13 protein-coding genes are annotated in these 13,732 nt (G+C 33.5%); 9 read left to right on the forward strand and 4 right to left on the reverse strand.

What is annotated here, in order from left to right; translation table 11 throughout:
* Window positions 1-136 precede the first annotated feature (136 nt).
* Window positions 137-397 carry a 50S ribosomal protein L27 gene (rpmA, locus tag Q361_RS03505; protein WP_103725331.1) on the reverse strand — a complete coding sequence of 87 codons (261 nt, stop codon included), beginning with the start codon at window positions 395-397 and terminating at the stop codon, window positions 137-139.
* 33 nt (window positions 398-430) lie between these two features.
* Window positions 431-1,117, reverse strand: a complete 687-nt coding sequence (rplU, locus tag Q361_RS03510; RefSeq protein WP_103725332.1) for a 50S ribosomal protein L21 — start codon at window positions 1,115-1,117, stop codon at window positions 431-433.
* Window positions 1,118-1,340: 223 nt separating this feature from the next.
* Between rplU and Q361_RS03515 the strand changes: the two genes are divergently transcribed.
* On the forward strand, window positions 1,341-2,672 hold the full coding sequence (locus Q361_RS03515) for a M16 family metallopeptidase (RefSeq protein ID WP_103725350.1): 1,332 nt from the start codon (window positions 1,341-1,343) through the stop codon (window positions 2,670-2,672).
* Window positions 2,673-2,679: 7 nt separating this feature from the next.
* Window positions 2,680-4,731 (forward strand): M16 family metallopeptidase, encoded by a 2,052-nt coding sequence (locus tag Q361_RS03520; protein ID WP_169929255.1) that lies wholly within the window; start codon window positions 2,680-2,682, stop codon window positions 4,729-4,731.
* A gap of 101 nt (window positions 4,732-4,832) precedes the next feature.
* Here the strand turns inward: Q361_RS03520 and aspS are convergent, their stop codons facing one another.
* On the reverse strand, window positions 4,833-6,578 hold the full coding sequence (aspS, locus tag Q361_RS03525) for an aspartate--tRNA ligase (protein ID WP_103725334.1): 1,746 nt from the start codon (window positions 6,576-6,578) through the stop codon (window positions 4,833-4,835).
* An 85-nt stretch (window positions 6,579-6,663) separates the two neighbouring features.
* Between aspS and Q361_RS03530 the strand changes: the two genes are divergently transcribed.
* Complete coding sequence (locus tag Q361_RS03530) at window positions 6,664-7,662, forward strand: TlpA family protein disulfide reductase (protein ID WP_103725335.1); 999 nt, start codon at window positions 6,664-6,666, stop codon at window positions 7,660-7,662.
* 54 nt (window positions 7,663-7,716) lie between these two features.
* Here Q361_RS03530 and Q361_RS03535 read toward each other — a convergent pair whose 3' ends face one another.
* Window positions 7,717-8,307 carry a riboflavin synthase gene (locus Q361_RS03535; protein ID WP_103725336.1) on the reverse strand — a complete coding sequence of 197 codons (591 nt, stop codon included), beginning with the start codon at window positions 8,305-8,307 and terminating at the stop codon, window positions 7,717-7,719.
* A 56-nt stretch (window positions 8,308-8,363) separates the two neighbouring features.
* On the opposite strand from Q361_RS03535, the gene pdxA reads away from it, so the two are divergent.
* From pdxA to accC, 6 genes are all read left to right on the forward strand, one after another.
* On the forward strand, window positions 8,364-9,401 hold the full coding sequence (gene pdxA, locus Q361_RS03540; protein WP_103725337.1) for a 4-hydroxythreonine-4-phosphate dehydrogenase PdxA: 1,038 nt from the start codon (window positions 8,364-8,366) through the stop codon (window positions 9,399-9,401).
* Between the two features lie 96 nt (window positions 9,402-9,497).
* A complete protein-coding gene (locus Q361_RS03545; RefSeq protein ID WP_103725351.1) occupies window positions 9,498-10,037 on the forward strand; it encodes a YceD family protein in 540 nt (179 codons plus the stop codon).
* Window positions 10,038-10,046: 9 nt separating this feature from the next.
* Window positions 10,047-10,241 carry a 50S ribosomal protein L32 gene (gene rpmF, locus Q361_RS03550; RefSeq protein WP_103725338.1) on the forward strand — a complete coding sequence of 65 codons (195 nt, stop codon included), beginning with the start codon at window positions 10,047-10,049 and terminating at the stop codon, window positions 10,239-10,241.
* Between the two features lie 138 nt (window positions 10,242-10,379).
* Window positions 10,380-11,378: a beta-ketoacyl-ACP synthase III gene (locus Q361_RS03555; RefSeq protein ID WP_103725339.1), complete on the forward strand. Its 999-nt coding sequence runs from the start codon at window positions 10,380-10,382 to the stop codon at window positions 11,376-11,378.
* Window positions 11,379-11,414: 36 nt separating this feature from the next.
* Window positions 11,415-11,894 (forward strand): acetyl-CoA carboxylase biotin carboxyl carrier protein, encoded by a 480-nt coding sequence (gene accB, locus Q361_RS03560; protein WP_103725340.1) that lies wholly within the window; start codon window positions 11,415-11,417, stop codon window positions 11,892-11,894.
* A 91-nt stretch (window positions 11,895-11,985) separates the two neighbouring features.
* On the forward strand, window positions 11,986-13,335 hold the full coding sequence (accC, locus tag Q361_RS03565; protein ID WP_103725341.1) for an acetyl-CoA carboxylase biotin carboxylase subunit: 1,350 nt from the start codon (window positions 11,986-11,988) through the stop codon (window positions 13,333-13,335).
* Window positions 13,336-13,732 lie beyond the last annotated feature (397 nt).

Consider the following 13,732-nt stretch of genomic DNA (forward strand, 5'->3'; position numbering starts at 1 on the left):
AAGAGTAGATACTGCAAAAAGCAGGAATAGGGTATAGCAATAGCTCTAGGTTTGCGGTACTTATAAAAAAACCGGCTACAAATGTAACCGGTTTTTTTATAGTTTCTCTATTTTCTAGAGTGTTTATGTAGCGTGATTATGCTTCAAAAGGTACTACAGATACAAATGATTTGTTGTCTGCTTTTTTCTGAAACTTAACAACACCATCTACTTTTGCATGTAGTGTATGGTCTTTGCCCATATATACATTTTCTCCTGGGTTGTGTTTAGAACCTCTTTGTCTTACGATAATGTTTCCTGCTGCGGCAGCTTGTCCACCATAAATTTTAACGCCTAAACGTTTCGATTCTGATTCTCTACCGTTCTTAGAACTACCGACACCTTTCTTGTGAGCCATGATGTATTGGTTTTATAAGTTAATATTAATAAATTAAGCTTTTCTACCAGCGTTTAATTTATCTTGTAATTCTTTTAATTCGTCCATTTTACCATCGGCAGCCAATTGTGCTTGTTCTGGCCAAGTGGTAGTATCTAAATGGTGTACTCTTGCTGTAGAAGCGTCTAAAACTGCGTTTAGTTCTTCGGCAGTTGCAGCTGCTATTTTTGCAAATGTGTCAAAACCTGCAGCGATAAGTACTTCGGCAGCTTTTGGGCCTATTCCTTCAATGATAACGATATCATCTCCAGCAGCTTTTTTAGCAGCTTTAGCCTTTGGCGCTTTTTCTTCAGCAACAGGAGCATCTACAAGTTTTTGAGCTTTTGGAGCTGCTGTTTCTGTTTTTGCTGTTGCTTTTTTAGTGCTTCCAGAACTTAAAATTCCTTCTACTAAAATTTGAGTTAAGTATTGACGGTGACCATTTCTTTTTTTGTATCCTTTTCTTCTTTTCTTTTTGAAAACGATTACTTTATCACCTTTTAAGTGTGCTAACACTTTTGCTTCTACTGAAGCACCTTCTATAGCTGGGGCGCCTAGAGTAACTGTTCCGTTATCGTCTAATAAAAGAACTTTGTCAAAAGTAACTTTTGAACCTTCTTCTTGAGACAATCTGTGAACAAATACTTTTTGGTCTTTGCTTACTTTGAATTGTTGCCCTGCTATCTCTACGATTGCATACATAACAAATTGTTTTAATTTTTTGAGTTTGCAAATATATAACTTTTGTTTTTATCTGCAACATTATTAAATGAATTATTTTTTATTGAAAGGAATTGATTTTCAGAGAGAATAGTTTTTTGCTATTGATTGTGTTTTTTACCTACAAAAAACTATTTTTGATGTAACAAATTCATTGGTTTAAATACTAATGCAATATCAAATAAATAAACTAAGTTATTTTTTTATGAAAAAATCTTTAATTGCTTTAAGTACACTATTTATGCTTGGCGGAACATCTTTTGCTCAAAAAGTAGCATTTGAAGAATACGACTTGGCAAACGGTATGCATGTTATATTGCACAACGACCCGTCTGCGCCTGTAGTAATTACTTCTGTAATGTATCATGTAGGTGCCAAAGATGAACAACCCGATAGAACTGGGTTTGCTCACTTTTTTGAACACTTACTTTTTGAAGGTACAGAAAATATTAAAAGAGGAGAATGGTTTAAAATTGTTACTTCAAATGGAGGTGTAAACAATGCAAACACTACCGAAGACAGAACTTATTATTATGAGGTTTTCCCTTCTAACAATTTGGAATTAGGTTTATGGATGGAATCAGAACGTTTGATGCACCCTGTAATCAATCAAATTGGAGTAGACACTCAAAATGAAGTGGTAAAAGAAGAAAAAAGACTTCGTTATGACAATAGCCCTTATGGTCAAATTATACCACAAATAAAAAAATATATGTTTAAAAACCATCCATACCGTTGGACTACTATTGGTTCTATGGATCATTTGGATGCCGCAAAACTAGAAGAGTTTCAAGCTTTTAATAAAAAATTCTACATTCCGAATAACGCCGTATTGGTTGTTGCTGGAGACATTAGCAATGTAGCACAAACGAAAGAGTGGATTCAAAAATATTTTGGCTCTATACCAAAAGGCGAGTCTATCTCGAGACAAACTTACAAAGAAGAACCAATTACACAACAAATTAACGGTACTTACGAAGATCCAAACATTCAAAAATCGATGGCTTTGGTAGCCTACAGAACACCTTCTATGAAAACTAGAGATGCTCGAGTACTCGATATGATTTCTACTTTATTAAGTGATGGTAAAAGCTCTAGAATGTACAAAAAAATTGTTGATGAAAACAAAGTTGCATTGCAAATAGGTGCTTTTAATTACAGCCAAGAAGATTATGGAACTTATATAGTATACGGATTACCTCAAGGTGATTATACTAATGCAGATTTAATAAAACAAGTAGACGAAGAAATTACAAAACTTCAAACCGAGCTTATTTCTGAAAAAGAACTTACAAAATTGTTAAACAAATACGAAAACCAATATGTAAGCCAAAATTCTAGCGTAGAAGGAATAGCAAGCAATTTGGCAACTTATTACTTATTGTACAAAGATGTAAACCTTATCAATACTGAAATGGATATTTACCGTTCTATAACAAGAGAAGAGATAAGAGAAGTGGCAAAAAAATATTTGAACAACAATCAACGTTTGGTTTTAGACTATATTCCTGCCAAAGATAAAGCAGACAAAAAATAACAATAAGATGAAAAAGATAGTATTTATAGCAGCAAGCTTGTTTTTATCAATAACTATGCAAGCACAAGATAGAACACAACCAAAACCGGGACCTGCACCAAAAATAAATGTAAAAAAACCTGTAAGTTTTACACTTGAAAATGGTTTAAAAGTTCTTGTTGTAGAAGACCACAAACTACCTAGAGTTTCTTTCAGCCTTAGACTAGACAATGCTCCATATACCGAAGGAGATAAAAAAGGTGTAGCCGATTTAACCAGCGCATTACTTGGTAATGGTTCGTTAAAAACTTCTAAAGATGCGTTTAATGAAGAAATTGATTTTTTAGGTGCTGATATTAATTTTTCAACATCAGGCTCTTATGCTAGTGGACTTTCAAAATATTCTAAAAGAATTTTAGAATTGTTTGCAGAAGGAAACTTGCAACCAAATTTTACTCAAGGAGAATTTGACAAAGAAAAAGAAAAACTTATCGACGGACTTAAAACTCAAGAAAAAAGTGTAAAAGCTGTAGCTGGCAGAGTTGAGAATGTTTTAATTTATGGTAAAAGTAACCCAGCAGGAGAATACCTTACAGAGCAAACTATCAAAAATGTTTCATTGGCAGATGTAAAACAAAACTACGCTACCTATTTTGTTCCTGGAAATGCTTATTTAATAGTAGTAGGAGATGTGAAACTAAATGATGTTAAAAAAGAAGTTACACGACTTTTTAGCACTTGGACAAAAGGAATTGCGCCAAATCAAAGTTATTCTACACCAAGCAACCCGCAATATACTCAAATCAACTTTGTAGATATGCCCAATGCTGTACAATCTGAAATAGCAATTCTAAACTCTGTAAACCTTAAATTATCCGACCCTGATTATTTTCCTGTTCTTGTTGCCAATCAAGTGCTTGGAGGTGATTTTAACGGATACTTAAACATGAATTTACGTGAAAAACACGGGTGGACTTATGGTTCATATTCTGACATTGAAGACAATAAGTATTTAGCAGGTAAATTTAAAGCCGAAGCTCAAGTAAGAAATTCAGTTACAGACAGCGCTGTTGTTGAAATGCTAAACGAAATAAAAAGAATACGTACTGAAAAAGTAAGCGAAGAAACTCTTAATAGCGTAAAAGCTGGTTATGTAGGTCGATTTGTAATGCAAGTAGAAAAACCTCAAAGCGTAGCAAGATATGCTTACAACATAGCAACCGAAGGACTTCCTGCAAATTTTTATGAAAATTACATCAAAAACATACAAGCTGTTACTGCAGACGATGTAATGCGTGTAATGAATAAATATGTATTGGCAGACAACCTTCGTATACTTGTTACCAGTAAAGGTTCTGAAGTATTACCAGGTTTGGAAAAACTAGGAATTCCTGTTTTTTACTTTGATAAATTTGGAAATCAAACCGAAAAACCAGCCTTAAAAAAACCAGTTCCTGCAGGAATAACAGTAAAAACAATTACCGATAATTATGCTAAAGCTATTGGTGGAGAAAAAGCTATAAAATCTGTAAAATCGATTGTTTCTTTAGGAAGCACAAAAATTCCGCAAGCCCCAGCACCTCTTTCTTATACTTCTAAAATAGATAATAAAGGTAGAATGATGATAGAACTATCGATGTCTGGCATGAGTATTATGAAACAAGTTGTAAATGAAAAAGGCGGCTACATGATGCAACAAGGTCAAAAAATAGCTGTAGAAGGAAAAGACCTAGACAAAATGAAAGAATCTGCAATGTTGTTTTCAGAACTTTCATTACCTTCAAAAGCAGGTGTTACTGTTACAGGTATAGAGCCAATAAATGGTAAAGACGCTTATGTAGTTGCAGACGGAGACTCAAATTATTATTTTGATACTACAACAGGACTTAAAGTAGCCGAGTCTCAAGTACAAGAACAAGGTGGTAAAAAAATGACAACTACTACCTATATAAATGATTATAGAGATGTAAAAGGCGTAAAAGTTCCTTTTAACATTGTTATGAACGTTGGTTTTGAACTAGATATTAAATTATCTGAAGTAAAAATTAATGAAGGTACTACAGATGCTGATTTTCAATAATTTTAAAATTAAAACTATAGAAAAAGCCGTTTCAGTCGAAACGGCTTTTTGTTATATACGATTATTTTCGAAGTTTTAATTTTTGATTACTAATAAAAACTTTATTTCAACATGATATGTAATTCATCGAGTTGTTTAGTATCAATTGTAGATGGGGCATCAATCATTACATCTCTACCTGAATTATTTTTAGGGAAAGCAATAAAGTCTCTAATGGTTTCTTGTCCTCCTAAAATAGCTACCAATCGATCTAGTCCAAATGCCAATCCTCCGTGTGGTGGCGCACCGTATTGAAAAGCATTCATTAAAAACCCAAATTGATTTTCGGCTTCTTCTTTGGTAAACCCAAGCAATTCAAACATTCGGGCTTGCAACTCTTTATCGTGAATACGAATAGAGCCTCCACCAATTTCATTTCCGTTCAACACCATATCGTAAGCATTGGCTCTTACCGCACCTGGATTGGTATTAATTAAATCAATGTCTTCTGGTTTTGGTGAAGTAAACGGATGGTGCATGGCATGATATCTACCCGATTCTTCATCAAATTCCAATAACGGAAAATCTACTACCCAAAGTGGCGCAAATTCATCGGGTTTTCTTAAACCTAATCGTGTTGCCAATTCCATACGCAATGCCGAAAGTTGTGTTCTAGTTTTATGAGCATTACCCGAAAGAATAAAAATCATATCGCCTGCTTTGGCGTTTGTAGCTTTAGCCCAATTTGCCAAATCTTCTTGATTATAAAACTTATCTACCGATGATTTAAAAGTTCCATCCGTTTCACATTTTACATATACCATTCCTGAGGCTCCTATTTGTGGTCGTTTTACCCAATCTATCAAAGCATCTATTTCTTTACGAGTATAGGTAGCACAGCCTGGCGCAGCGATACCAACAACCAATTCGGCACTATTAAACACAGAAAAATCTCTATGCTGAGCAAACTCATTTAACTCTCCAAACTTCATTTCAAAACGAATATCTGGTTTGTCGTTACCATAGGTTTTCATGGCATAATCGTAAGTAATTCTTGGAAATTTATCTACCTCGATACCTTTTACTTCTTTCAGTAAATGACGGGTTAATCCTTCAAATGTATTTAAAATATCTTCTTGTTCTACAAAGGCCATTTCGCAATCTATTTGTGTAAATTCGGGCTGGCGGTCGGCACGCAAATCTTCATCACGAAAACATTTCACGATCTGGAAATATTTATCCATACCTCCTACCATTAATAGCTGTTTAAAGGTTTGTGGCGATTGTGGCAACGCATAAAATTGTCCTTCATTCATACGGCTCGGCACTACAAAATCACGTGCGCCTTCGGGCGTAGATTTTATCAAATAGGGAGTTTCTACTTCGCAAAATCCTTGATCTGATAAATATTTACGAACCTCCATTGCTACATTATGACGGAATAGTAAGCTATTTTTTACAGGATTTCTACGAATATCAAGATAACGGTATTTCATACGGATATCTTCGCCACCATCAGTCTCATCTTCTATTGTAAATGGCGGAAGCATAGCTTGGTTTAATATTGTAAGTTCTGAAACTAAAATTTCTATATCGCCTGTTGGTATATTTTTGTTTTTAGACTCACGCTCTATAACTGTTCCTTTTACTTGAATTACAAACTCTCTACCCAATGATTTAGCTTTTTCAAAAACAATTTTATCGGTACGGTTTTCATCAAAAATTAATTGGGTTATCCCGTATCTATCGCGTAAATCTACCCAAATCATAAAACCCTTATCGCGTGTTTTTTGTACCCAACCCGCAAGCGTTACTTCTGTATTTATAGTATTGGCATTGAGCTCTCCACAAGTATGACTTCTAAACATAGTATTAAAATTTTGGCAAAAGTAAGATAATTTTATTTTTCTTAAGAGTGTTATGTCTATATTTGAAGTCTAATTCTATTTTAACATGAAAAATATTTTTTATTTACTTGTTGTTCTCATTACTTCTATATGTAGTTACGGACAAAACAAAATTAGTTTTGAAGGCACAATAGCCCATAAAAATGGTGATGTTGTTTTTATAAAAAATAATCAAGGTGCTATTGTAAAAGAATTAAAAGTTGATAGTGACGGAAAGTTTAAAGACAACTTCGAAATAAAAAAAGAAGGTTTTTATATGTTTTTTGATGGTAAAGAATATACCGAACTTTATTTGAAAAACGGTTACGATTTAAAAATGAAACTTGATGCTGAGGACTTTGATGAAACAGTAACTTACAAAGGTAAAGGTGAAAAAGAAAATAACTTTTTGGCAGAAAAAATTAGAAACCAAATTACTTTTGAAGAAAAACTAGCGAGTATAGACACTAAAGATGCTTTTACAACACTGCTAGACGCAAAAAAAGCAAATGAAGACAAAGCACTCCAAGCAAAGGGTCTTGATGCAGATTTTATTAAAACAATGAAAGGTAAATTCTTAAATGAAAATTTAGAAGTTCTTGATATGTTTAACGATAAACTAAAAGAAAAAGAACTTATTGGAAAACCATCACCTACTTTTGATTTTGAAAACCATAAAGGAGGCACAACAAGTTTGGAAAGTTTAAAAGGAAAATATGTTTATATCGATGTTTGGGCTACTTGGTGCGGCCCGTGTAGAGCAGAAATTCCATATTTGCAAAAAATAGAAGAAAAATACCATGACAAAAACATCGCATTTGTAAGTATTTCGGTTGATGAAAAGAAAGATTATGAAAAATGGAAAAAAATGATAACCGACAAAAATATGGGTGGTATTCAACTTATTGCCGATAAAAATTGGATGTCAGATTTTGTGAGAGCTTATGGCATTAATTCTATACCTCGGTTTATTTTGATAGATCCAGCAGGAAATGTTGTCAATGCTAATGCTGCTCGCCCTTCTGAAAAGGCATTGAGCGAATTATTAGATACGCTTTTAAAATAAAAGAATAGATAATTTACAAAACTCCAAAAATAATTGACATTGTTTTTGGAGTTTTTATTTATAATACTGTTGTAAACGAGCAACATACTTACCTATCACGTCAAACTCCAAATTAACCACCGAGCCTATTTTTAAAAATTTAAAATTGGTATGTTCAAAAGTATAGGGAATAATTGCTACACTAAATGTATTTTTTTCTGAATTTACAACCGTTAAACTCACACCATTTACTGTAATAGAACCTTTTTCTATGGTAATGTTGTGTAAAGCAGCATCATATTCAAAAGTATAGCGCCAACTGCCATTTTCATCTTCAATATGGGTACAAACTGCTGTTTGATCTACGTGTCCTTGCACAATATGTCCGTCTAGCCTATCGCCCAATTTCATAGCACGTTCTAAATTTATAGTATCATCAAGCTGCCAAGCACCTATATTAGTTTTATCAACGGTTTCTTTTATGGCAGTAACCCAATATGTGTTTTCCAAAATATTTGTTACCGTTAAACATATACCATTATGCGCAACGCTCTGATCTATTTTTAGTAGGGTTGCCAAGTCAGATTGTACTCCAAAAGTAATATTATCGGCTTGTTTCTCTATACTTTTTATCAATCCTAACGTTTCAATTATTCCGGTAAACATGTCTCGTTTTTATTTATTAAATTTGCAGTCAAAATTAGCAATAATAAATTCTAAAAATGAAAAGGGAAGAAAATATATTGGTGGGAATTTCTGTAGGAGATTTAAATGGTATTGGGAGCGAAGTTATTTTAAAAACATTTGAAGACTCTAGAATGCTAGAAATATGTACACCTATACTATTTGCGAATGTTAAAATTTTATCTTTTTTAAAACGAAATTTAAATATTTCAACGCCTATTCATGGCATAGACAAACTAGAGCAAGCTATAGCTGGAAAAATAAATGTTCTTAATGTATGGAAAGAAGGCGTCGATTTAAACTTTGGTCAAAATGATGCTAACGTAGGAAAATATGCTATAAAATCGTTTGTTGCTGCCGTTAAAGCCTTAAAAGAAAACCAAATAGATGCTTTGGTAACAGCACCTATTAACAAATACAATATACAATCGGAAGATTTTAAATTTCCTGGACATACCGATTATTTAGACCAACAACTAGAAGGCGATGCGCTGATGTTTATGGTTCACGATAATTTAAGAGTAGGATTACTTACAGATCATCTTCCAGTAAATGAAGTAGCAAAACACTTAACAGAAGAGCTTATTTTTAAAAAAATAAAAACCATAAACCAATCATTACTCCAAGATTTTAAAATAAACAAACCTAAAATAGCGGTACTAGGTTTAAACCCTCATTGTGGAGATAATGGTGTTATTGGTAAAGAAGAAACAGAAATACTAAAACCTGCCATAAACAAACTATTTGATCAAGGCATTATGGTTTTTGGCCCTTATGCTGCAGATGGTTTTTTTGGCAGTTCTCAATATGAACAATTTGATGCTGTTGTAGCCACTTATCACGATCAAGGTTTAATCCCTTTTAAAACACTATCTTTTGGTAATGGTGTAAACTATACCGCAGGACTGCAAAAAGTAAGAACCTCTCCAGATCACGGCACCGCCTTCGATATTGCTGGTAAAGGAATTGCCGATTTTACTTCTTTTAAAGAAGCCGTTTATATGGCAGTAGATATTTTTAAAGCGCGAAAAGAGTATCAAAAACTTACAAAAGACGTGTTGAAAATCAAACAGTAAGAATAATTTTAAAAAAATGTTCATAACTTTTTTAATTTTACAATAATTATATATCTTTGCACTCCTAAAATTTAATTTAGGAATAAATTGATGTCTATGAAAACTCTAAATGAATATTTAATTCCATTTATTGGTTTAAAACTAGGAAAACATCAATTTGAATATGAAATAGATAACAAGTTCTTTGATAATTTTTCGTATCATGATTTTGAACAATGTAATGTAAAAGTAAATGTAGTTCTAGAAAAGAAAACCACATTTATGGAGCTTACATTAAAGCACAAAGGCACAGTTACTATTCCATGCGACCTTACTAACGAAATTTTTGATTTACCAATAAAAGGTAAAATAAAGTTGGTAGTAAAATTTGGAGATGAGTACAACGATGAAAATGAAGAAATGTTGGTTTTACCTCATGGCGAATACCAACTTAATGTAGCACAATATATTTATGAAATGATTGTGCTTTCAATTCCTCAAAAAAGAATTCATCCAGGTGTAAAAGATGGAACATTACAAAACGGTGTTTTAGAAAAACTATCAGAACTATCTGTAAAAAAACAAAAAACAGAAGAACAAAAAAACAATATTGACCCTAGATGGGATAAATTAAAACAACTATTAACGGATAAATAATACAATAAAATGGCACATCCTAAGAGAAGACAGTCCTCTACAAGAAGAGACAAAAGAAGAACACATTATAAAGCAACTGTTGCGCAAATCGCTACTTGCCCAGTAACAGGAGAAGCTCATTTATACCACAGAGCTTATTGGCATGAAGGTAAAATGTATTATAGAGGACAAGTAGTTATTGATAAGTCAGTAGCCGAAGCCTAATATAATTTAAAAGATACGAAAACTCTCACAAAGTGAGAGTTTTTTGTTTTTTATAGCAATTTTAAAACATAATAGATATTTTTTTGTAATTTACACCACTTTTTTAACCCCAAAAAAAGAGTGATTTAATATAAATTTATGAATAAAATTACTGCCGCTATTACAGCCGTTGGCGCCTATGTTCCTGATTTTGTTTTATCAAATCAAGTCTTAGAAACTATGGTAGACACCAACGATGAGTGGATTACCACAAGAACAGGAATAAAAGAACGAAGATTATTAAAAGAAAACGGCAAAGGAACTTCGTATCTTGCTATAAAAGCCGCTCAAAACCTTATAGAAAAAGCCAATTTAGACCCAAAAGAAATAGATTTAGTAATAATGGCTACTGCCACTCCAGATATGCCTGTTGCATCAACTGGAGTATACGTTGCAACACAAATAGGAGCTACAAACGCTTTTGCTTTTGATTTGCACGCTGCTTGTTCTAGCTTTCTTTATGGTATGTCTACCGCTTCTGCATATATTCAATCTGGAAAATATAAAAAAGTATTATTAATAGGTGCCGATAAAATGTCTTCTATAATAGACTATACAGACAGAGCCACTTGTATAATATTTGGAGACGGTGGTGGAGCTGTTTTGTTTGAACCCAACGAGGAAGGATTAGGACTTCAAGACGAATATTTACGCTCAGATGGTATTGGAAGAGAATACTTAAAAATCGATGCAGGAGGTTCTATACTTCCTCCTTCTGAAGAAACTGTAAAAAACGGACAACATTTTGTTTTTCAAGACGGTAAAACTGTATTCAAGTATGCAGTTTCTGGAATGGCAGATGTAAGCGAGAAAATAATGGAGCGAAATAACCTCACTAAAGAAGACATCAACTGGTTGGTTTCACATCAAGCAAACCGAAGAATAATTGATGCTACTGCTTCTAGAATGGGATTAGACGAAGAAAAAGTATTAATAAACATTCAAAAATATGGCAATACAACCTCTGCAACACTGCCATTACTATTGAGCGATTTTGAACACAAATTAAAAAAAGGAGATAATTTAATCTTTGCTGCTTTTGGCGGAGGATTTACTTGGGGTTCAATCTATTTAAAATGGGCTTACAACAAACAATAAAACTATAACTAAAACTATAATTAAAACAATACTATTATGGATTTAAAAGAAATTCAAAACCTAATTAAGTTTGTTTCAAATTCAGGAGTAGCTGAAGTAAAATTGGAAACAGGTGATATCAAAATCACAATAAAAACTACACTAGAAGGTACTACACCAGAAATAGCTTATGTACAACAAGCACCTATTGCACAAGCAATGCCGCAAATAGCAGCTCCTGCTCCAGCACCAGCGGCTCCTGTAGCAACTCCGGCAGCAAATGATGAAAGCTCAAAATATGTTACTATAAAATCTCCAATTATTGGTACTTTTTATAGAAAACCTGCGCCAGATAAAGCACCTTTTGTAGAAGTAGGTGCAAGCATATCAAAAGGATCTGTATTATGTGTGGTGGAAGCTATGAAACTATTTAACGAAATAGAATCTGAAGTTTCTGGTAAAATAGTCAAAATTTTAGTAGACGATATGTCTCCTGTAGAATTTGACCAACCACTATTTTTAGTTGATCCATCTTAAATAAGTTAGAAATTAGAAGTTAAAAGTTAGAGATTTTCTATCTTCCAAATTGTCTAATTGACACATTGTCTAATTATCTAATTAAAGAAATATGTTTAAAAAAATACTCATTGCCAATCGTGGCGAAATTGCTCTACGTGTTATTAGAACATGCCGAGAAATGGGCATAAAAACTGTAGCGGTATACTCTACTGCAGATGCTGAAAGTTTGCATGTAAAATTTGCAGACGAAGCGGTTTGTATTGGTCCTCCGCCAAGTAATCAATCCTACTTGAAAATGGCAAACATTATTGCTGCAGCAGAAATTACCAATGCAGACGCAATACACCCTGGATACGGTTTTCTTTCCGAAAATGCTAAATTTTCAAAAATTTGCCAAGAACATGGTATAAAATTCATAGGAGCATCTCCAGAAATGATTGACAGAATGGGAGATAAAGCCTCTGCAAAAGCTACTATGAAAGAAGCAGGTGTTCCATGCGTACCTGGATCTGATGGTATATTAGAATCGTTAGAACAAGCCAAAGCCATTGCAAAAGAAATAGGATATCCTGTAATGATGAAAGCCACTGCTGGTGGTGGAGGTAAAGGAATGCGTGCTATATGGAAAGAAGAAGAGCTAGACAAAGCATGGGAAAGCGCTAGACAAGAGGCTGCTGCTGCATTTGGAAACGATGGTATGTATATGGAAAAACTTATAGAAGAGCCTAGACATATTGAAATCCAAGTAGTAGGAGATGCTTATGGAAAAGCGTGTCATCTTTCTGAAAGAGATTGTTCTGTACAAAGAAGACATCAAAAACTTACAGAAGAAACCCCATCTCCTTTTATGACAGATGAGCTTAGACAAAAAATGGGTGAAGCTGCTGTAAAAGCTGCTGAATTTATAAAATATGAAGGCGCTGGTACTGTAGAATTTCTTGTCGATAAACATAGAAATTTCTACTTTATGGAAATGAATACCCGTATTCAAGTAGAGCATCCTATTACAGAACAAGTAGTAGATTACGATTTAATCCGAGAACAAATATTAGTAGCTGCAGGTGTTCCGATTTCAGGGAAAAACTATCTTCCGCAATTGCATTCTATAGAGTGCAGAATTAATGCAGAAGACCCTTATAACGATTTCAGACCTTCACCAGGTAAAATCACTGTACTGCACGCTCCAGGAGGTCACGGAGTTAGATTGGATACACATGTATATGCTGGATATACGATACCTCCAAACTACGACTCTATGATAGCCAAGTTGATAACTACAGCACAAACTAGAGAAGAGGCTATTAATAAAATGAAAAGAGCTCTAGATGAGTTTTATATTGAAGGAATAAAAACCACTATACCATTTCATAGACAATTGATGGATGACCCTGATTATGTATCAGGGAATTATACAACAAAGTTTATGGAAAGTTTTAAAATGAAAGAAGAAATAGAATAATTCTTTTAATATTATATAATGAAAGAAACCTCTTAAACTAAATTAAGAGGTTTTTTTATTGTAACATCTCAACGTCTTCATATCTCGTTTACGTAAAATAGTATGTATAGATTCGCATATCCAAATCGAAAATCTTCACGGCATAGGTTTTCGCTTTACGGTAAAAGAGTGATTTTATAGAGTTTTTATAAGAAGTAATTCTCAATACGCTGTTACTTAAAACAAAAAACCCTTGAAGTAAGTCTTAAAGGATTGAATACAAAGGCTGATTTAGAGTAAAAATCGAACTTTAGAGTATCTATAAAAAAATGAGTTCTGATTTTGATCAGAACTCATTAAAAGAAGGCGGCGAACCGAGCTCGCGAACACGCCGTACCAATAACAAAAAAAAGAGGTT

This window comes from Flavobacterium croceum DSM 17960, from assembly GCF_002917885.1.
GTDB classification, from domain to species: domain Bacteria; phylum Bacteroidota; class Bacteroidia; order Flavobacteriales; family Flavobacteriaceae; genus Flavobacterium; species Flavobacterium croceum.

Excerpts from the sequence above, each read along its gene's own strand:
- Q361_RS03515 (WP_103725350.1), top strand. The coding sequence starts at position 1,341 with ATGAAAAAATCTTTAATTGCTTTAAGTACACTATTTATGCTTGGCGGA.
- Q361_RS03530 (WP_103725335.1), top strand. The coding sequence starts at position 6,664 with ATGAAAAATATTTTTTATTTACTTGTTGTTCTCATTACTTCTATATGT.
- rpmA (WP_103725331.1), bottom strand. The coding sequence starts at position 397 with ATGGCTCACAAGAAAGGTGTCGGTAGTTCTAAGAACGGTAGAGAATCA.
- pdxA (WP_103725337.1), top strand. The coding sequence starts at position 8,364 with ATGAAAAGGGAAGAAAATATATTGGTGGGAATTTCTGTAGGAGATTTA.
- accB (WP_103725340.1), top strand. The coding sequence starts at position 11,415 with ATGGATTTAAAAGAAATTCAAAACCTAATTAAGTTTGTTTCAAATTCA.
- Q361_RS03555 (WP_103725339.1), top strand. The coding sequence starts at position 10,380 with ATGAATAAAATTACTGCCGCTATTACAGCCGTTGGCGCCTATGTTCCT.
- Q361_RS03545 (WP_103725351.1), top strand. The coding sequence starts at position 9,498 with ATGAAAACTCTAAATGAATATTTAATTCCATTTATTGGTTTAAAACTA.
- Q361_RS03520 (WP_169929255.1), top strand. The coding sequence starts at position 2,680 with ATGAAAAAGATAGTATTTATAGCAGCAAGCTTGTTTTTATCAATAACT.
- aspS (WP_103725334.1), bottom strand. The coding sequence starts at position 6,578 with ATGTTTAGAAGTCATACTTGTGGAGAGCTCAATGCCAATACTATAAAT.
- Q361_RS03535 (WP_103725336.1), bottom strand. The coding sequence starts at position 8,307 with ATGTTTACCGGAATAATTGAAACGTTAGGATTGATAAAAAGTATAGAG.
- accC (WP_103725341.1), top strand. The coding sequence starts at position 11,986 with ATGTTTAAAAAAATACTCATTGCCAATCGTGGCGAAATTGCTCTACGT.
- rplU (WP_103725332.1), bottom strand. The coding sequence starts at position 1,117 with ATGTATGCAATCGTAGAGATAGCAGGGCAACAATTCAAAGTAAGCAAA.
- rpmF (WP_103725338.1), top strand. The coding sequence starts at position 10,047 with ATGGCACATCCTAAGAGAAGACAGTCCTCTACAAGAAGAGACAAAAGA.